The organism is Candidatus Cloacimonas sp. (assembly GCA_035403355.1).
Lineage (GTDB): Bacteria > Cloacimonadota > Cloacimonadia > Cloacimonadales > Cloacimonadaceae > Cloacimonas.
This window is the reverse complement of the sequence record DAONFA010000035.1, coordinates 1-19,463: the sequence shown is the minus strand read 5'-3', so window position 1 is coordinate 19,463 and position 19,463 is coordinate 1. Positions and strand designations below refer to the sequence as shown.

General features: G+C 39.5%; 18 protein-coding genes and 1 tRNA gene. 7 read left to right on the top strand and 12 right to left on the bottom strand.

What is annotated here, in order from left to right:
- Positions 1–199: 199 nt before the first annotated feature.
- Positions 200–421, bottom strand: coding sequence for a hypothetical protein (locus PLE33_08090; GenBank protein HPS61205.1), 222 nt, complete (start codon positions 419–421; stop codon positions 200–202).
- Positions 422–576: 155 nt separating this feature from the next.
- Between PLE33_08090 and PLE33_08085 the strand changes: the two genes are divergently transcribed.
- The 3 genes from PLE33_08085 to PLE33_08075 all read left to right on the top strand — a co-directional run bounded on the left by PLE33_08085 (position 577) and on the right by PLE33_08075 (position 4,430).
- Positions 577–1,842, top strand: a complete 1,266-nt coding sequence (locus PLE33_08085; GenBank protein HPS61204.1) for a hypothetical protein — start codon at positions 577–579, stop codon at positions 1,840–1,842.
- 61 nt (positions 1,843–1,903) lie between these two features.
- Positions 1,904–2,287, top strand: coding sequence for a 4Fe-4S binding protein (locus tag PLE33_08080; GenBank protein ID HPS61203.1), 384 nt, complete (start codon positions 1,904–1,906; stop codon positions 2,285–2,287).
- A gap of 10 nt (positions 2,288–2,297) precedes the next feature.
- Complete coding sequence (locus PLE33_08075) at positions 2,298–4,430, top strand: aldehyde ferredoxin oxidoreductase C-terminal domain-containing protein (protein ID HPS61202.1); 2,133 nt, start codon at positions 2,298–2,300, stop codon at positions 4,428–4,430.
- A gap of 473 nt (positions 4,431–4,903) precedes the next feature.
- Here PLE33_08075 and radA read toward each other — a convergent pair whose 3' ends face one another.
- On the bottom strand, positions 4,904–6,238 hold the full coding sequence (gene radA / locus PLE33_08070) for a DNA repair protein RadA (GenBank protein ID HPS61201.1): 1,335 nt from the start codon (positions 6,236–6,238) through the stop codon (positions 4,904–4,906).
- A gap of 203 nt (positions 6,239–6,441) precedes the next feature.
- Between radA and PLE33_08065 the strand changes: the two genes are divergently transcribed.
- The 4 genes from PLE33_08065 to PLE33_08050 are packed head-to-tail and all read left to right on the top strand — an operon-like array spanning position 6,442 to position 8,099.
- Entirely contained in the window at positions 6,442–6,708 is a 267-nt protein-coding gene (locus PLE33_08065; protein ID HPS61200.1) for a glutaredoxin domain-containing protein, read from the top strand.
- Positions 6,701–7,153, top strand: a complete 453-nt coding sequence (locus PLE33_08060; GenBank protein HPS61199.1) for a MarR family transcriptional regulator — start codon at positions 6,701–6,703, stop codon at positions 7,151–7,153. The genes PLE33_08065 and PLE33_08060 overlap by 8 nt, the downstream gene beginning before the upstream one ends.
- A gap of 2 nt (positions 7,154–7,155) precedes the next feature.
- Positions 7,156–7,587 (top strand): OsmC family protein, encoded by a 432-nt coding sequence (locus PLE33_08055; GenBank protein ID HPS61198.1) that lies wholly within the window; start codon positions 7,156–7,158, stop codon positions 7,585–7,587.
- Positions 7,584–8,099 carry a thioredoxin family protein gene (locus PLE33_08050; protein HPS61197.1) on the top strand — a complete coding sequence of 172 codons (516 nt, stop codon included), beginning with the start codon at positions 7,584–7,586 and terminating at the stop codon, positions 8,097–8,099. Before PLE33_08055 ends, PLE33_08050 begins: the two co-directional genes overlap by 4 nt.
- Positions 8,100–8,535: 436 nt before the next feature.
- Here PLE33_08050 and PLE33_08045 read toward each other — a convergent pair.
- The 10 genes from PLE33_08045 to pgsB form a co-directional block, all read right to left on the bottom strand.
- Positions 8,536–8,611 (bottom strand) — tRNA-Thr (locus tag PLE33_08045).
- Positions 8,607–9,275 (bottom strand): hypothetical protein, encoded by a 669-nt coding sequence (locus PLE33_08040; GenBank protein ID HPS61196.1) that lies wholly within the window; start codon positions 9,273–9,275, stop codon positions 8,607–8,609. The genes PLE33_08045 and PLE33_08040 overlap by 5 nt, the downstream gene beginning before the upstream one ends.
- Positions 9,276–9,346: 71 nt before the next feature.
- Entirely contained in the window at positions 9,347–12,295 is a 2,949-nt protein-coding gene (locus PLE33_08035; GenBank protein ID HPS61195.1) for a CapA family protein, read from the bottom strand.
- A gap of 481 nt (positions 12,296–12,776) precedes the next feature.
- Positions 12,777–13,784, bottom strand: a complete 1,008-nt coding sequence (locus tag PLE33_08030; protein ID HPS61194.1) for an NAD(P)H-dependent glycerol-3-phosphate dehydrogenase — start codon at positions 13,782–13,784, stop codon at positions 12,777–12,779.
- Positions 13,785–13,786: 2 nt separating this feature from the next.
- On the bottom strand, positions 13,787–14,119 hold the full coding sequence (locus tag PLE33_08025) for a hypothetical protein (GenBank protein HPS61193.1): 333 nt from the start codon (positions 14,117–14,119) through the stop codon (positions 13,787–13,789).
- Positions 14,120–14,134: 15 nt separating this feature from the next.
- Entirely contained in the window at positions 14,135–15,280 is a 1,146-nt protein-coding gene (locus tag PLE33_08020; GenBank protein HPS61192.1) for a hypothetical protein, read from the bottom strand.
- A gap of 8 nt (positions 15,281–15,288) precedes the next feature.
- Positions 15,289–16,110, bottom strand: coding sequence for a hypothetical protein (locus tag PLE33_08015; GenBank protein ID HPS61191.1), 822 nt, complete (start codon positions 16,108–16,110; stop codon positions 15,289–15,291).
- A 12-nt stretch (positions 16,111–16,122) separates the two neighbouring features.
- Positions 16,123–17,247 (bottom strand): poly-gamma-glutamate system protein, encoded by a 1,125-nt coding sequence (pgsW, locus tag PLE33_08010; protein HPS61190.1) that lies wholly within the window; start codon positions 17,245–17,247, stop codon positions 16,123–16,125.
- A 1-nt stretch (position 17,248) separates the two neighbouring features.
- On the bottom strand, positions 17,249–17,704 hold the full coding sequence (gene pgsC, locus PLE33_08005) for a poly-gamma-glutamate biosynthesis protein PgsC (GenBank protein HPS61189.1): 456 nt from the start codon (positions 17,702–17,704) through the stop codon (positions 17,249–17,251).
- Entirely contained in the window at positions 17,701–18,891 is a 1,191-nt protein-coding gene (gene pgsB, locus PLE33_08000) for a poly-gamma-glutamate synthase PgsB (GenBank protein ID HPS61188.1), read from the bottom strand. The genes pgsC and pgsB overlap by 4 nt, the downstream gene beginning before the upstream one ends.
- Positions 18,892–19,463: the final 572 nt, after the last annotated feature.

Here is a 19,463-nt window from a genome sequence, read left to right as displayed (position 1 = left end):
CTCTTTTTCTCTTTCTCTCTTTGTAAAATAATCTCTTTTTCTCTTTTTCTCTTTTCCTCTTTGTTAAATAATTCTCTTTTTCTCTTTTTCTCTTTTCCTCTTTGTTAAATAATTCTCTTTTCCTCTTTTCCTCTTTTTCTCTTTGTAAAATAATCTCTTTTACTCTTTTCCTCTTTTTCTCTTTGTAAAATAATCTCTTTTACTCTTTTCCTCTTTTTCTCTTTGTAAAATAATCTCTTTTACTCTTTTTCTCTTTCTCTCTTTGTAAAATAATCTCTTTTCCTCTTTTTCTCTTTTTCTCTTTGTAAAATAATCTCTTTTTCTCTTTTCCTCTTTCTCTCTTTGTAAAATAATCTCTTTTTTCTCTTTTCCTCTTTGTAAAAAAAACTATTTCGCTATCTCTCTCTTTCCATCTCGCCATCTCGCCATCTCGCCATCTCGCTATTTCGCTATCTCGCTATCTCGCTTTTTCGCATTCTCCTCTTGAAGCACAAATCCCTGTCCTGCAAACGGACAAATCCATTGACAGTTTCCGCATATTTAAAAAATAAGAACTATCCTAAAGAGGAGGAATAAATGCAAGTTAAATTGAAAGTTATATTGCTCTTAGTATTTTGCGCTATAATTGGGATTGGGTATGGTGAAATGCTTATTCCTGTTTCTACGCAAGAGAATTTTTATCAAGCTAATAAAGATTTTGGGCTGGTGGCTTTAAAGTTCCGGTTTTTGAGCAATGCGGAAAACAATATATCTTTATCTAATCCGCAAAAAATACAAGCAGAAATGGATTACAATCAATATTCCAGTTTTCCTGAATGGAGTAAAGTTATTACTTTTAAATCCGCACAGGAATTTCAATATATAGATATAGCCAAGGAGGATGATTCCTGTCAGGAATTTAATTCCCTAAATACTATTGGAGTAAAATCCAAATTGGCAGGAGTGGAAGCATTTTATAACCTGATAAAAAATTGGGATGGGGTAGAAGCTAAATCTGGAAGTTACAACCTGACTCGTTATGGTATCGGAGCTGGCTTTCCAGATTCTGAATCTTTACGGTTATTTGGCTGGTTTATGCATACGGATTTAAGCGATATTTATCCCGATGAAAATTATTCCTCCTATAAATTCCAATTAATAAAGCGCTATAGTGGTAAAAAGCAAATCACGGAACTGGGAATGGAATATGAATATAACGAAATACCGGATAAAATATATGGAGAAGGGCTTTTTAATCCCTCGGATTATTTTCCTGAAAACTATTTGGACTGGACTCCTAAAACGCGACTAAATGCCTATCTTTTTGCTTCCAATTTACAGAATTTCTATTTAGAACCCTATTTTATGAATGGTCACGCTCCGGTTAGCAGTCCTCTATTATTGGTTAATGAAACCTCCGGCAGTATTTTATGCAGGTTTTCCACGGAGGATAAGGATAACGATTATGCTAACAGTAACGAGAATGATTTTGACGGTATTTTTTCCCTCAATATAGGCACTAATTTTGGTTTTGATTTGGGTTACAATTTGCAGAAATATGAAGATCACAAGAATGATGCCAAGACCATTGTCTCAAATATCAAAGGTGATTTTAGAATTGCATTTTTAGCCGAAGAATCATATAAGTTAGTGGGTATTCTGGAATATATATATAGTGACCTGGAAAATGAAAGTGACCCCGAAAATCTGAATACGGGAATTTATGCTGATTTGAGGATGGCAAATCATTTAAATATAATTATGTATCTGAAATTGAATAATGAATGGCAAAGAAAAAAGGATTTACTGGAGTTTGATCATCTAAGCAACAAATTTGGAACGGTGCTTTCCGTAAGATTATAATTGACATAAAATAAATCCGGATTTATAATGTATATATAATGCAGAAGGGAGATATACTACGATGAAAATGTTACAAACCATTCCAGACAAATGCATTACCTGCCATAATTGCGAAAGCGCTTGTTCCAAACTCTATTTTAAAGAGGATAATGCCAAAAAATCGTGTATAGCGATTAACGAAGAGGTATATCCTCCGGAAATGATTGTTTGCAATCAGTGTGGAACTTGTGTCAAGATATGTCCAACTTTAGCTTTAACAATCAACCCTCAAGGAGTAGTTATTTTAAATAAATCTCTTTGTATTGGCTGTTTGATGTGTGTAGCGGTTTGTCCTGTTCAGGCAATGCGTTTTACTGAAAATGTATATAATCCTTTTAAATGTATTGCTTGTGGGATTTGTACCAGAACCTGTCCTGCCGAAGCAATAAAAATAGTAACTGCTTAAGGAGAAAAAAATGAACCGTAAACTAATTGCAGAATTCAAATATGAGCCGGCACCTGTTATTCGTGGCTATAATAAGCGCTCTTTGTATATAAATTTGAGCTCCGGGGAGATAAAGCAAAAGCCGGTTACCGAGCTGATGATAGATAAATTTGTCGGCGGAAAGGGTTTTGATCTCTATCTAATGTGGCACGGAGTAAAAGATGAAACAAAATGGGATAGCCCTGAAAACGAAATTTGTATTTCTTTCGGTCCTCTTTGCGGAAATACCAGTTATCCCGGTAGCGGAAAATCTATTGTAACAACTATCTCTCCTTTAACAGGTATTCCCGTTGATTGTAATGTGGGCGGCCATTTTGGTCCTTATAGCAAATTTTCCGGTTGGGATGCCATTGAGCTTCAAGGCATAGCCAATGAAGAAGTGATTGTTTATATTGATGGCGACAAAGGCATTGTGCAGATACTTTCTGCTCCCGATGAAGAAATCAATAGCCATATTTTTGCTGAAGAATTGATTAAAGAATTTGCCGATAGCGAAGATAAATATCAGTTTGTATCTGTTGTTTCCAGTGGAAAGGCAGCGGAAAATGTTTTAATCACTTGCTTGAATTTTTCCTTTTGGGATAAACGGAGAAAGGTTGCCCGTTTGAAACAGGCAGGAAGAGGTGGCACAGGTAGTGTCTTCAGACACAAAAAAATTAAAGCATTGGTGGTTAAATATTCCGGTCTGAAAGTAGATTCTAATAATCCGGTGGATGTAGAAACGATTAGAAATAGGGGCTTGAAATTACATCAAGAAATAGAAGCGGGCGATTCTACCCAAAATAGAATGAGGCAGGTAGGAACTGCTCATCTAATGGAAATTATGAATGATTATGATCTTCTGCCAATTCGGAATTTTAAATATGGTCAAATGCCGGAAGCGGAAGGATTGCATTCCCGTGAATTTAAAAATCTTTTTACGCAGGGTATGCCTGATGGATGCTGGTTTGGCTGTTCTTTATCCTGTTGCAAGGCAGTGGATAATTTTGAACCGAGAACAGGACCTTATAAAGGACAGAAGGTCTGTGTGGATGGTCCTGAATATGAAACTGCTGCCGGTTGCGGAAGTAATATCGGTGTTTTTAATGCCCGGGATGTAGTGGAAATTAATTTTTACTGCGATACTTATGGGGTGGATACGATTTCTTTTGGAACCGGTACTGCTTTTGCAATGGAATGTTATGAAAACGGCATTTTGAATAAAGAACGCACTGGCGGACTTGAACTTACCTGGGGAAATGCGGATGCCGCTTTGGAACTTTTGCATCAAATGGCACGAGGTGAAGGTTTTGGAGTTATCGTAGGACAAGGCGTGCGGAAAATGAAACAAATTTTTGCCAATAAATATGGTGCCGATCCTGATTTCCTGCAAGATATAGGGATGGAGGCAAAGGGCTTGGAATATTCTCAGTATCTTAGTAAAGAATCTCTTGCCCAACAGGGTGGCTATACTCTTGCTTTAAAAGGACCTCAACATGATGAAGCATGGCTAATCTTTATGGATATGGTCAATAACCAGATTCCCACTTTTAAGGATAAAGCCGAGGCATTGCACTATTTTCCGATGTTTAGAACCTGGTTTGGACTGCAGGGATTATGTAAACTTCCCTGGAATGATATTGAACCGGCTGATAATGCCGAAACTGATGAACCGGCAAAAGTTCCGGAACATGTTCAAAATTATGTGGATATCTATACTGCTATCACAGGTAAGCCCCTAAATAAAAAGACCCTGATTGAACAATCCGAACGCGTATATAACTTCCAAAAGGTCTTCTGTTTGCGAATGGGAAAGGGGAGAAGAATTGATGATGTTCCACCTTATAGAGCTGTGGGTCCTGTAACGGAAGAAGAATATCTTTCCCGTCAAGATAGATACGACAAGCAGCTGAAAGAAAAGTTAAATATTAATCCCGAAGGGAAAAGCACCGCGGAAATGATGGATATATTAAGAAAATATCGGGAAGATCAATATCAGCAATTGATTGATGCCGTCTATGAAAGAAAAGGGTGGAATGACCAAGGTGTCCCTAAAATTGAACATTTACAAAAAATTGGAATGGATTTGCCGGAGGTTATTGAAGTAGTGAAACGCTTTTTGTAATATATTCTCTCAGGATAGGATTTTAGAAACGAGGATTTCAGGGATAGGATTTTAGAAACGAGGATTTCAGGGTTAGGATTTTAGAAACAAGGATTTCAGGATTTAAGGATTAAGAGGATTTAATAGACCTGACGACTTGTTTCACGCAGATTAAGCAGATTAAGCAGATTAAGCAGATTTAATTTAAGAAACGAGGATTTAATAGGCCTGACGACTTGTTTCACGCAGATTAAGCAGATTTAATTTAAGAAACGAGGATTTAATAGGTCTGGGATGTCTTATGTAGCCGGCGGACGCTGTTCCGCCGTTCTTGGTACCGGCGGACGCTGTTCCGCCGTTTTTATTCGGCGCTACAGCGAGCGCCGGTACAAAAATTCCAGCCACGAGTTTTTTTCTCTTTTTCTCTTTGTAAAAAAATCTATTTCGCTATCTCTCTCTTTCCGTCTCGCTATCTCGCTATCTCGCCATTTTCATTATTTCAAAGCTGCATACAGCGCTTTTATATCCTTCACTTTAATAATTTTCGGACTTGCTTTCACTTTGGCATAGCCGGAGAGGAAGATTTTTTCATATCCCAATTTCTGGGCTTGGTTGATATGTTTTTCCAATTGTGATGCGGGACGCACTTCTCCATTTAAACCTACTTCACCAATAAAGACGGATTTTTCGGTTAAGGGTTTATCTTTCATACTGGAAATAAGAGCAGCCAGAATAGCCAAATCCAGGGCGGGATCAGTAGAGCGGATTCCTCCCGTCAAATTGATAAATACATCGCTGCTGCGTAAATAGAGGGAAAGGTTTTTTTCCAGAATAGCCAAAAGCATTGCTAATTTCTTTTGGTCTATACCTACGGCAACTCGTTGGGGAGTTCCATAGTTGGAAGCATTTACCAGGGTTTGCACTTCCACAATGAAACTGCGGCTACCTTCTGTTACGCAACTGATTGCGGTTCCGATATCACTTTGTTCGTGGCTGAGAAAAATATTATTGGGATTGGAAACTTCCATCAATCCCAGATGGGTCATTTCAAAAAGGCCTATTTCATTAGTAGAGCCAAAGCGATTTTTAACCGCGCGCAAGATTTTGTATTGGCTGCGTTGTTCACCTTCAAAATAGAGAACGGTATCTACCATATGTTCAATAATTTTAGGACCGGCTACCATACCTTCTTTGGTTACATGCCCTACTAAAAATAGCGGGATACCCAAGGTCTTAACGGTTTTTAAAAGACGGCTGGTTGTTTCTCTCATTTGGGTGATGCTTCCGGGAAGAGAATCCAGGGAGGATATGCTAACGGATTGAATGGAATCTACAATAACCATATCGGGTTTGTTATTTTCTATGGCATCTATAATTTGTTCAGCATCGTTAGTGCATAGCAGATAAATATTTTCGCTGGTTACTTTCAGGCGTTTACTGCGCAGGCGAATTTGTTCAGCGCTTTCTTCTCCCGAGCAATAAAGTGTTTTTTTATTTTGTCTTCCCATCCATTCTGAAAGTTGCAGCATCAATGTAGATTTGCCAATTCCCGGTTCGCCCCCTATTAAAATCATCATCCCGGTTACAATTCCACCTCCCAGAACCAGATCAAATTCTCTTATCCCGGTTACTGTTCTGGAATATTCATCATATACCAGATCAATAATTCTTTCCGGTATGGCTTTAGGAAATGTGTCTATAGGTTTATTATTTTTTCCGGTTACGCGAGTGGATTCTTTTAAAGTGCCCCAAGCACCGCAGGCAGGGCATTTTCCACTCCATTTGCTGGTTTCAAAACCGCAATCAGTGCAGAAGAAAATAGTTGCCATAAAATCAACCTCATATTTTTTGCCACAATAAATCAGAGTTATTTTATGGCAAGAAATTTTACGGTTCGCTTAGATAATTGTCTTTTATGGCATTTTATTGCTTTTGTTTATTGATGGCTGTCATTGGCATAATATTTCAAGACCAAAATATTTTTTTTGGCTTTTGGAATAATTGCACTATTATATGAACTGAGGATATAAAAATGGCTGCGAAAGTGATTGTATTTTCTACTCCTTCTTGTATCTGGTGCAAGAAAGTGAAGGAGTATCTGAAGTCACAAGACCAGAGTTTTACGGATATTGATGTATCCAAAGATGTTGCGGCTCGTAATGATATGATCCGCAAAAGCGGAGAGGAAGGAGTTCCGCAATTATGGATAAATAATATCCCGGTTGTCGGTTATGATCGCGAGAAGATCAAGCGTTTATTAAACTTAAATAATACTAAAAAAGGAGAATCAAATGGCTGATTATGCAAAAAAATTCCACGAGCTCATCACCCGCTTGCAAATGGTTTTGAGTGAAATTGACTATGCTCAGAAAGCATGCTTACAAGCAGGACGAATGGAGTGTATGCTACTTAACTACCTTTATAAGGTAAACGGTCCTGTCAATATGAACGAATTGGCTAAAGAACTGAATGTTTCCCATAGCCGGATTACCCGAATAATGGATAACCTTGTTGCTAAACAATTGGTTATTCGTGAACCGTCGGAAGAAGACCGGCGTTGCTGGTTTGCTATGATTACTGAAAAAGGGAAAAAACTGGCAGCTAATAGCTTACAAACAGTTTTAGACCAGCAGGCAAAAATTTTGAAAAAAATCCCGGCAAAAGATGTAGAATCGGTTTATAAAGCCCTTCAACTCTATGTGGATAAATATGAAGAAATATTGAAAGAGACGATTGCAGGATAATAATGCCTACGCGCGTTAAAACAGTTTGGTCTGGAGGGATGACCTTTACAGCTGAAGTAAATGGTCATCAGCTGATTATGGATGCCGATCCCTATTTTGGAGGAAGTGATCAAGGTCCGAGACCAAAACCTTTATTACTGGCTGCTTTATGTGGCTGTAGTGGAATGGATGTTGTTTCCATTCTGGAAAAAATGGGAATAAAGGACTATACTTTAGAAATGGATGCTCAGGGTGAATCTGCCGCTGAGCATCCTATTATTTATCATACGATAACTATAACCTACAATTTTAAAGGTGATAACCTTCCAGCTGATAAAATTGCCAAAGCAGTTAACCTTTCCCTGGAGAAATACTGTGCTGTGAATGCTATGCTGGAAAAAGCCGCGAAGATAATTCCTGAAGTTTTTATTAACAAATTGGAGGTTCAATTATGAAATGGATTTTAATCCTACTGCTTACTTTGTCAGTGGTTGTTTTGGGCTGCAATCCTAATGAGGCACCTGGTGAAAAAACCAAAGAAGAGCAAGAACAATTGAAAAGTTCTGGAAAGAAACTTGGTGTATGGCTTACGGATTGGAATGAAGCAATGAAAATGGCTCAATCTTTAGCTCGTCCAGTTCTTGTTGATTTTACCGGTTCTGACTGGTGTATCTGGTGTCAAAAATTGGAAGAAGAGGTCTTCAGTAAAGACGAATTTATTAAATATGCGAAGGGCAACTTCATCTTGCTGAAAGTTGATTTTCCGCGGGAGATAGAACAAAGCGACAAGTTGAAAGCATTTAATCAGCAAAAATTGAAAGAATACAAGGTTGAGGGCTTTCCCACTATAGTTATTATAAATGAAAAAAGCCAGGAAATTGCCCGCACCGGTTATAGACCCGGTGGAGCTGAGAAATATATAAAACACTTGGAGGAATTGCTTAATCCACCCAACCCTAAAGAATAATTCATAACTACAAAAAAACCTGCTATGATATAATCACTTTTGCTATTTGGCGGGGACGGAAAATTTTCTTGTGAGGGGTGACTCCGACCTTTTATCACAGGGAAAAAAGAAGTTCCCGCCATTTCTCCGCTTTTTGTATTTCACGCAGATTACGCAGATTACGCAGATAACACAGAATACGCAGATATAATTCTAAAAACGAGGATTTAAGGATTTCAGGATTTAGAGGATAGATTTATAAGAGGTTTGTGGTAGCTTGTATAAACAGAGGACGCCTTACTTTGTACCGGAGGACGCCGTTCCGCCGTTTTTGGTACCGGCGGACGCTGTTCCGCCGTTTTTTTTATTCGGCGCTACAGCGAGCGCCGGTACAAAGAGCGCCAGTACAAAGAGCGCCGGTACAAAGAGCGCCGGTACAAAACGCTCTCCGCTAAAGTGGAGCTAAATGGGGGACTTGAACCCCCGACCTACTGATTACGAATCAGTTGCTCTACCAACTGAGCTAATTTAGCCCTTAATAATTTTCAATATTGTCTGTTCTGCAGGGGAATCAATAAAATAACCCTCAGTTGTGCGAACTCCATCCTTTTCTTTAATCGTGCATTGGGTTCCGAGTTCCATTGTATAATAGTTTGAGCTTAGCAAGCGGGCATACACCTTGCAGTTGCCGGTCAAATTTCGGGGATACCAATTTTGGTTAGAGGAGAAAGTAACATAACCGCGAATGTCTGTTTCCTTAATCCAGTCAGGGATAGGGATGGAATAGCGCAGGGTGAAGTTTATTTTTCCTTCATAATTAGGCAGATAGAAGCTGAGGCAATTCAGGTTACTATTTTCTTTCAGCATATCGGGGTAGGGGAAAACAGGATTGAAGTGTTCCGGCACAAGATTAGAAGAATAAATCGGAGGCACAAACTTATCGTTAATCAGAATGTATTCAATTCTAGCATCTTTAGTTAAAAATATACTATGATACATTGCTTCGGGCAGGGAATCCTTTTCCACAGAAAAATTAGCAGTAACATAGATTCTTTGCATAGGAGCATAGACCCGTAGTTCAAGATTAATTTCTTGAGGATTTAGCAGGGCAAGATTTATCTTTAGCGTGTCTGCTTCTTCAGCCATCAGGCAATAAGAAAGCATTAAGAGAATTATAGCTAATAGAAATTTACGCATTTGGGCTCCTTTCGTTCTCTTTATATATAACATAATATTCTTAGCTGTCTATTTCGTCAAGGAAATTTCGCTTATTTAAGCAGTAATGCTTTCCGAATTATCTTGCTTTTTCTATTTTCCAGCGAAATAAAATAAATTCCTGAAGCCACAGAACGGTTGTTAAAATCCTTGGCATTCCAATTAAAATGATGATTTCCTGCTTCCAATTCTCCATTATAAAGTTCTTTCACCAATTGACCTTTAATATTATATATTCTCAAAGTTGTTTTCCCTGCAGCCGGTAAATTGCAATGGATAACGGTTTCAGGATTAAAGGGATTGGGCACAATTTGGATTTCGGGTTGCACTTGGGTAATATGGTTTTCTTTAGTTACGAGATGTCTGCTAAAACTGCGCTCAATAAGCGATAAATATATTGATTTAGGGGTATCGGCAGTCCGGGCTTGAATCCAGTAATAATTATTAGGCCAGGGAATATTTGCCAAGGGGTCTAAAGCTGTCCATTGCGTCCATTCAATTAACCCCACATCGTCAAACAAGGCAAATCCTGTTGTTCCTGTGTTACCTGTTGCCTGTAAACGAATATCGTAATAATATACATTTTCAGGAAGCGTAAGTTCTTTCTGGTAAAAAGTCCATTCACTCGTTTCAATAACGCTATCGGATATATTAGCGGTATATGCAGGTGTAGGACTTGTTCTGGTTGTATAGAATCTAATGGCGATATTGGCATTGGCAACATTATCTGCCTTTATCCAACCGTGCAAAGTGTATTTTTGAGTATTGTCATACATCTTGCAGCGATTGGGAATAGCGGAAGTTACAGTTGATGAACCGCTGGTACTAAGTTTAGCGCTCCGGGCTCCATCAATATAATCCGTTAAAGAATATGCCGGTGGCACCCATAAATTACAACCCTCGTTTTCAAAATTACCATACCAGATATGTTCCTGCCCTAAGCGATACTCATATTCCGCGGGTGGCTCAATGAGAGTAACATTGCTTATAGAACCCCTACGCGGTAACTTAATAGGAACAGTTTCGCTCATTCCCTCGCTATGATTTAGTAATTGCTGCTGAATGTTAAATTCGGTAGCTGTAACAGGGGGATTTTCATCCTCCATTAAAACCTTTGCTTCCAATGCCTCATAATCTACAAACACACGAGTATTGAGCTCCCGAGACCGGCTGGCTAAGTAATCTAAAATGTAAACAGCCAAATTGCCGGTTGTGGGTTCGGGAATATAGTGATCTATATAAAAGGGTTTAATCCGAAAGTTCCGAAAGCCGTCAAAATAGGCATCGGCGTAAAGAATCATAGTTGGCATCGTTTCCGGATAATCCAAATCAAACACAAAATTTCCCAGCGAATGGGCAATCAGTTTATTTTGATATAGTTCCAAGCCCTGAATTATATGCGGATGATGCACTATAACCAAATCGGCACCACAATCAATAGCGCTGTGCCTGATGGCTATATCCCATTGATGGGGAACATCGTTACGATAGAAATAATCCTCATCCCCGGTATCTTCCAAAAAAGGATTGAAGACCTTATCATAACCTGCACCGGGAGTAAGAGAATACTCACTGCCTCCGTGCATTTCTACAATTTTAAGGTCGGCAATACCTTCCACCGCTTGAAGTTGCTGTTCCACATAATAGGGCGTCATATAGGCAAAACCAGGTTTACTGTAACCCGCTTGTAAAAAAGGTTGCGCATTATTGTATTGACCGGTTCTATCCGAACTGCCTAAAAAAGCAATATTCAAACCCCGGCAATTGTAAAAAGCAGGTAAATATGCCTCATAAGAATTAGCTCCACAACCGCTATATAGTATCCCGGCGTTATTTAACAAACTCTGCATTTGCTGATATGCTTCAATGCCATAATCCATAGTATGATTATTGGCAGTGCTAACTACATCTATGCCTGCATAAATAAGACCGTTTACATTGGCAGGATTGCCACGGTAATAAACACTTTTGGTGGGATGATGAACCCCTACATTGGCTAAAACAACTTCCAGATTTGCCACATTGATGTCTGCTGCATCTCCGAAATAAGGTTTTGAAGGAGCAAAAATAGCATTAACGCCTAATGTAGGAATAATACCTCCGCTGGTTTCATAACCTCTGGCAAGCATTATATCCCCTACAAAATTCAGGGTAACAGGCAATCCGGATGCTCCTGTTTCCAAAGTAACTTCCGTTTCAGCAAAACCAATTTTCCCGGTATCATCTGTCACTTTCAAGGTCACAGTATAAGGATATGCGGAAGCGACGGTATATAAATGATATGGATTGGGCAAATTGCTGTAAGTGGAATCGCCAAAAGCCCATTCATAAGTGAATGTATCACTATCAGGGTCAAAAACGGTGCTATAGAAAAAGACACCGGTATTTTTAGCAGTATAAGAAGCAGTAATGCTAACTGCTGGAGCAACAGGAAGGTCGGAACTGATGTCTATTATATTGTCAAACCATACACTGCGCGAGGAAATGCCGTCTAAATCGTTAATATAAATGATACCGTTGAGAACAGGAAAATAACCCCAAAATGCCTCCCAGTCGGATGCTACAGGTAATTGATAGGTATTCCAAACCCCGGAACTATATGCACCTTGATAAACCGGTATCCAAACCTCAATATCTAAAACTCTGCTTCCTGCAAAACTATAAAGAATATTATGCACACCATCCGTGAAACCAATACCTTGAATTCTCGGTTCAGAACTGGTTTTAACCTGAACCTGGATTATGCCTGTGCTGTCTATGGTATAAGGAGTTATTTGCTGTAATTTGTAACAATTGCCGGTTAATTTAAGACAATAGGAACTGCCATCGGGAGTAGAAGAATCAAGAATCCAGGCATCGGGCTGCACATCTTCTTCAGGGTTCCAGGAACTTAAAGAAACAACACCGCTTTCAAAATCCTCTAAAGTTGTATAGCGAACTGCCCCTAAAGTATATCTTATTCCGAAAAAGATGATTGCCCAAAATAATAACTTCTTCAGCATAATATCCTCTCAGTTGTTATTGCTATCATTCTGTATTTAAGCAATTTCTAAACCAGAAAAGAGGGTTTTTTTGTACCGGCGCTATGTGTACCGGGGGGATGTACCGGCGCTCGCTGTAGCGCCGAATCGGCGGAACGGCGTCCGCCGGTACCAAAAACGGCGGAGGGCAGAGGGAAAAATTAGCCACCGAGAGCACCGAAAGCACCGAAGGATTTTGGCAGAGAGCGAAGAGATGTTTTCCTTCTACACAATTTATTCCAGAACTATTAAATCCCTAAAATCCCTTTAATCCTGTTTATCCCAGAGCTATTAAATCCTCAAAATCCTAAAATCCTTAAATCCTCGTTTCTAAAATCAAATCTGTGTTATCCGTGTAATCTGTGAGAGAATAAAATCGGCGGAACGGCGTCCGCCGGTACTAAGAACGGCGCTACAGCGAGCGCCGGTACAAAGCCACCGGTACAAATCCGCCGGTACAAGCTTACTCAGCTTTGAGGTCGCGGGTCATCAATTCTATGATTGCCTGCCTGGGGTCTATATCTTCGTAAAGGACTTGATAGACCTTTTCTACAATAGGCATTTCCACTTGAAGTTTTTTAGCTAACAGATAAACGCTGCGGGTAGTAGCAACTCCCTCAGCCACCATTTCCATTTTAGCTAATATTTCAGAAAGCTTTTTGCCTTTGCCAATTTCCCAGCCAACAAATCTGTTGCGGCTATGGAGGGAAGTAGCAGTAGTAATCAAATCTCCGATTCCGGAAAGCCCTAAAAAGGTTTCGGGGCAGGCATTCAAAGCTACTCCGAGGCGTTGGATTTCCACAATTCCCCGGGTTAATAAAGCTCCGATAGTGTTATCTCCAAAGCCCAATCCGCCAATTATTCCTGCTGAGATAGCAATAATATTTTTAACTGCGCCCCCAATTTCCACTCCGATAAGGTCTAAATTGCGATAAACGCGAAAATAAGCATTGCTGAAAACAGTTTGCAGTTGGCAGAGTAAATTCTCATCGCTACCGGCAATAACAACTGTAGTAGGTATTTTACGGGCGACTTCTTCAGCGTGGGACGGACCGGATAAAGCACAGATTTTACTTTCGGGTAAAAAAGGCAGTTCATCCTTAATAACGGCATCAAGGGTTTTGAAGGTATTTTCTTCAATTCCCTTGGCTACATTTACAACGGCTAAAAGCTGCTGACCATTCCACAAAGAAACAGGGGTTTTATGTAAAGTAGAGCGCAAAAATTGGGTAGGTGTTGCCAGGATAATAATTTCCGGAGAAAAAGCCGAAACCTCATTAAAATCATTAGTAAAACAAACTTGCTGCGGAATAGTAACATTCGGCAGTAAATGCGGATTGGAATGCGTCTCTTTTAATAGCTGTAAGTATTCGGGATTATATTCCCAAACCAGAACTTGATGCTCGTTTTCGGAAAGCAGGGAAGATAATGCCAAACCCCATCCTCCGCCTCCAAGAATGGCAATATGCAATGTTAATCCTTGTCGTTCAGCTTATGGTGAAGAAAATTACTCAGGTCTTCAATATCCTCATCGTTCAAATCATAATCATCCAAATCTTCTTCTTCTGCCTCTCCAATCCAATCGGGACAAAAAAGAAGGTCTTCTTCAAAATCCCAACCGTCCACATTATCCAGTCCGTAACGAGAGAGCATTTCCTCTTCCCAGAAGGAATAAAAGACGGTTCCTTCATCCACAGCCCAAACCAAAACCGGTTTTTTATAGTGGCGTAATTCTACTTTGGGATTTTCCACTAAGGTCAGGAATTCTCTAATCTTATTGGTATCATTTTCTTTTTTAAACAGCATTTTATACCTCTCAGTTCAAAAAGTATATCTTAGTGCAGCGCTTAAACGATTTTCGTTATATTCCTTCAAACGCTGAACTGTTTCATTATCAGTTTCTACATTCCTGAAATAGTGAGAGTAGTCAAGTGATAAATTCCATTGGGGTGAAAAAAACATATCAAATCCCGCTGCCAAATTATAAGTATAGTCAGCCCTGCCGCCATACCAGGAGCCACTTCCCTGGTAAAAACGCTGTTCATAATTTAGAGCAAAAGAAGGTTGCCAAAGGGTCTTTCCTTTTTCGGAAAGAGGCATTTTAGGCAGAGTTAATGCTCCTTTGTAAATATTACTTTGATAGGAGCAATCTTTATTTTCTATGCGTTTATCACAGCTGAAATCACGGTAACCGTAAGAACCTTCAACTGTAAAAAACGGAAATTTATAGCTGATTCCTGCTTCTCCGGTTACAGCATTGCCGTCAGCTTCAGTAAAATATTCATTATAGCGATATTGTTCATAGCGTAGATTAGCTTTCACAATAGTTTTCGGAAAGGGCTTAATTGCTATATCACCCCGATAAGTATCGCGGCTGTAACTGTATTTTTCCAGTTCACCTGTGCCATCGGTATCTACAAATTGGCGGAAATAAATATAAGGATTGCTGGCGTATTGGATACTGCAATTCCAGTAATAGCGTGCAATTTTGCCTTTTATAGCCCAATCGGTGCGGTATTTATCTTCATTGCTGATGTTTCGGGAAAAATTACCGGTTACCGAAGGGGTAAATTTCCACCAACGATATGATAGCGGATAAGCAAGTTCTATGCGGGTGCTTAATGCTAAATCATCAATAGTATCCACAAATTCCAAGTTAGGGTAGTGGTCGTTAAAACAATCAATATCATATTCAGAAAGGTGAAACACATTGTCCGAGTAAGTAGTTCCGATTTTTATGGAGCCGGTTACCTGAGCTGCAACCCGGGAAAAACTGCACAAAAGGGACAGAGTAATAATCAGAATTATGGGACGCATCGTAGTTTTTCTTCTAATCTTGCTTTTTTTGGCTGTTTTATGATTACGGGGTTGATTTGATATATCAGTTCCGTTAGACGCATCTTTATCCGCTTTGGCAGTTGCCGGCTTTAACTCTTTGGTAAATTGTTTCGGGTTTTTATTTGCCATAAATTACTCTACTTTTTCATCAGAATGGGTTTAGCCAAAAATAAATGGTCACTCAAGGCACGCAACTCATAATTGGTGCTGTTGGCATTTGCCGGCAATACTATTTTTCGGGCAATTCCCAAATTGTTAATTCCCGGGCTGTGATATTTGGTAGTGCGTTTTAGCGTGAAATCTATGGTCTCAATCAATGAGCCATTAGCATAAAGTCCTAATTTGGGTAAAGAACGGTCAAGCAAACGCGGACGCACATACAGATATGCATTTCTGCCATTATTCAGAGTAAATTTTAAGGGTTGATTGGGCATAAAGCTGTAATAATCGCTATTGGAACCGTTATGTTGCACATTCACAATTCCGCTGTGAGCTTTAATAACAATATTAGGTTGTTTTGCTGCTTTAGGTGGCTTAGGGGGTAAAACGCTGAAAGCGCGAGTATAAATTGAACGGTCGTAGCAGATAATCTGGATGCTCTGTGTGTTTTCCGGAATTTCTATAATTAGGGGTGAATATAAATAATAATCCCCTTTCTTTTCCGCTACAGTAAGAGGATATGTTTTTCTTTGTTTGTTAATAATAACTACAATCTCGGGCTTACGAACTGCCTCTTTACTGAAACTGCGCAGTTCAACTTTTTCTACGCCAATTGTGTTCAGAATTAAAGCTCTTTCGGGTAAGTTACGATAATAATAATAGTTTCCTGTTTCAGTTTTCAGTAATCGTTTTGTGCCTGGATTATCATAGGGTAAAACCTTATATCTATTAACAGCTTGGGCAAAAAGCAGGTTGATGCCCAGAACAATCAGCAGAAGGGATACAAAATGTTTATGCATTGTCAATTTTCCTTACAGTTCTTCGTCGGGGTCTATTATATTAGCCATAAAGCGGCGGTCGTGACGGTCAAAAATAATCACTACTACTATGGCAATAAGTAAAATAGCCAAACATATAATATTGATGGTTTGATTGTGAATAAGAGAGCTGAACATTTTTCCCTCTCCAACTTTGGGCATAGTATCAAAAGAAGTAGGAAGATTATAGCGTTTTGCCCAGCGTAAAATACGGCGGAAATGTAAGACCGGAACATTGTTTTTTGCCATCTTAATCATCACACCTTCTTTTTCGTAATTATGCTCAGCCAAACTACGATTGATACCTTCCGGAATAAGATTGGCATTGGGTTCACTACCTACATTGGCTAGACCTGTGCCAATATTCACAAATGCTTTATAGCGTTCACCTGCAGGTAACAGTTCTTCATAAGCAGCCATTCTAATATCTATATTATCATTTAAGTCGCTACCAATTAAAAGCGGAACATTATTTCTACTCATCGCTTCTCTCAGGGCTAAAATGCCATTATCCGATAAGCCGATTGCCAAGTCCTCTTTACCACCCAGGGAAGCATAACTGGAGTTGAATTTAAATAGTCCCTTTTCTTTTAAGATACTTTCTATATCCAGCCAGGTTAGCTCTGGACGGTTTGCTCCATAAGAAGCGGAAGATAATGCCACGATTATTTTGGGATTCAATTCCATCACTTGCAAAGCTGAATATAAAGCGATATTTACTGCCGGATTGCTACCTGTGATGCCAACCGCAATATAATCACCGGGCATAAGTTTCAGCTTGGAAAGCTCTTCCACAAAGATAGCCGCCAAATTGGGATTAAGAGCTGCCCGTTTTTCTGATAGCAGCCCTCTATCGGTAGTTATAGAGCTAAGCCGAATACCAATTAAACCTGTTTGCAGAGGGTCGTCTATCGGGTCAATTTCAATATTGCGGTTATGCAATTCCGCAGTTAAAGAATCTATCGCTGCTTTCATCAATTGCGCTGAAGCAAGTTTGGCATCATAATTATCGGTTCTAACTTTAATGTAACTGGTCTGCGCAATATAGAATAATAATATGGCTAACAGCAAAAGGATGATTAACGAACGGTTGGATTTCAGTGAAGGACGATACATCATTTTACAACTCTCCGTTAAAAATTACCATTAAAGCTAATCGGACTACTATCGCAGCTATGCCCATTGAAGATAATGTTTTCCAAAAACCCTGCCTTTCAAACCAGTTGGCAATTAACCCGGGAATAATGTAACCAATGGATTGCATTTGCAATTGATGAATGGTAATATCCTGAACAACCAATATCCGCGATAACCAACCCAAAATAAAGCCGATTAAAATGCTCAGCACCATTCTCCGTTTACCGAAAAGCAAAGTAAAATTGCTTATAATTCTAATTATGCCCCAAGTAAGCAAACTGATTATTAAAGTGCCTAAAATCTGCAAGGGCTTGTCAAGATATAGGGCAATGTAACCGGGAACAACTATCCCACCGGCAGAAGCACCCAGTAATTCACTGAACATCAGTGAAATAATTACACCCATACCCACCGCGGCTTGAACTATTGTATCAATCAATTCCGGCTCCTTTCATTACACTCTTTCAATTTATGTCTGAAGTGGGCTACAATTTGTGCCCCGTATTTTATCGTTCCGGCAATATTACCAATTCCCAAGATATGCGCTTCGGTTTTAGTAAGCTCCCAAATCTTCTGATAGATAACCTCCGGTAAAGGTTCACCCAAAGGAATTATCTTTTCTTGAGCAATCCCTGCCTGAAGTGCAAAAGTTTCTATTTTATCGGGAATTTCACCCGTCAGCAATAAGTATGAAAAATCCAGGTTCTTAACTGCTTCAACTAATTGCTGACTGCGAAATAAACGGTCGGCTCTACTATTCAGAATAATAATTTTTTCCACATCCTGTAAGTGACCGGTTACCATTTGAATAATACCAACCGTTGATTGCGGGTCATTAGCAGCAAATACATTATAGAATATTATGGTCTTACCCCTGTCTTCTATCCGGTATTTTTTTAAGGCACCTGGGTCTGGCGTTGCTTTTTGCATTCCCCTTAAAGCTACCTCACGCTCAATTCCCGCTTCCGCACATACCGCTAAAGCCAATTGCACATTTTCCGCATGCTCAATGTAGCGAAATTTGTCCAATTCCGCTTTAGTTACATCCACAGGACGAATTTTACGAATTTGGCAATGCCTGCTTTGGGCAACTTTTTCCAAAAGAGGAAATTGCTCTTCTTCTGCCGTGTAACAAATACCGTTTTTAGGAATAGTATTACTTAAACACATTGTAACACTCTGCACCGTAGAACCCATCAAATCCAAATGGTCTTCCCGGCAATTAGTGATTACACTAATAGTACTACGAATAAATTTACGCTCCGTTATCCACTGTAAAGCAGGATTCACTGCCATACATTCAATAACTACAGCATCCGGTTTATGCTTTACGGCATGCCGAAAGATATATTTCTGCTCAATTATATTAGCACCCATTAAACGCAAAATAGCAGCTTCCCGACCATCCGGAAGAATAACTCGGGGTAAAGTTCCGGTAGTTTTTGCAACCGCTACTTTTCCTCCTTCCCTCAAACCGGCAGCAACAAGACGGGTTACACTTGATTTTCCCCGCGTGCCGTTAATATGAATTCGGATAGGGATTGCCTGGACATTTCTTGTATGCCTTTGATATTCTATAATCCAATGGATTATCAATATCAGAGTAACTATTATCAGAACAGTCATCTATTCCTCTGTAATTAACTATCTTATACACGATTGGCAATTCTTTTCGCATTTTCCAATTGTGTTTCACTTCATAAATGCAATTAACATTCCATTTGTTACTCTTTGTAGCTAAAAACGGGGAACCGAGGGGTGCAGTTTCTCTCACGCAGATTTCGCAGATAGGATTTTAGAAACGAGGATTTTAGGGCAAGGATTTCAGGGCAAGGATTTTAGGAACGAGGATTTAAGGATTTTAGGACATGGATTTTAGAAACAAGGATTGAAGGACAGGGATTTTAGAAACAAGGATTTAAGGATTTTAGGATTTAGAGGATAGATTTATAAAAGGTTTTAGATAACTTGTATAAACGGAGGACGCCGTTCTTTGTACCGGCGGGAATGTACCGGCGGACGCCGTTTTTTGTACCGGCGGGGATGTACCGGCGGACGCCGTTCCGCCGTCTTTATTTTAGAAACGAGGATTTAATAGGTCTGAGGTAACTTTTATAACTAAGGATGCCGTAGTTTGCAATGGTGACCTCCTGGTCAACCCACCTCTCACGCTTTATTTCCTTACTGAAAGGCAAACG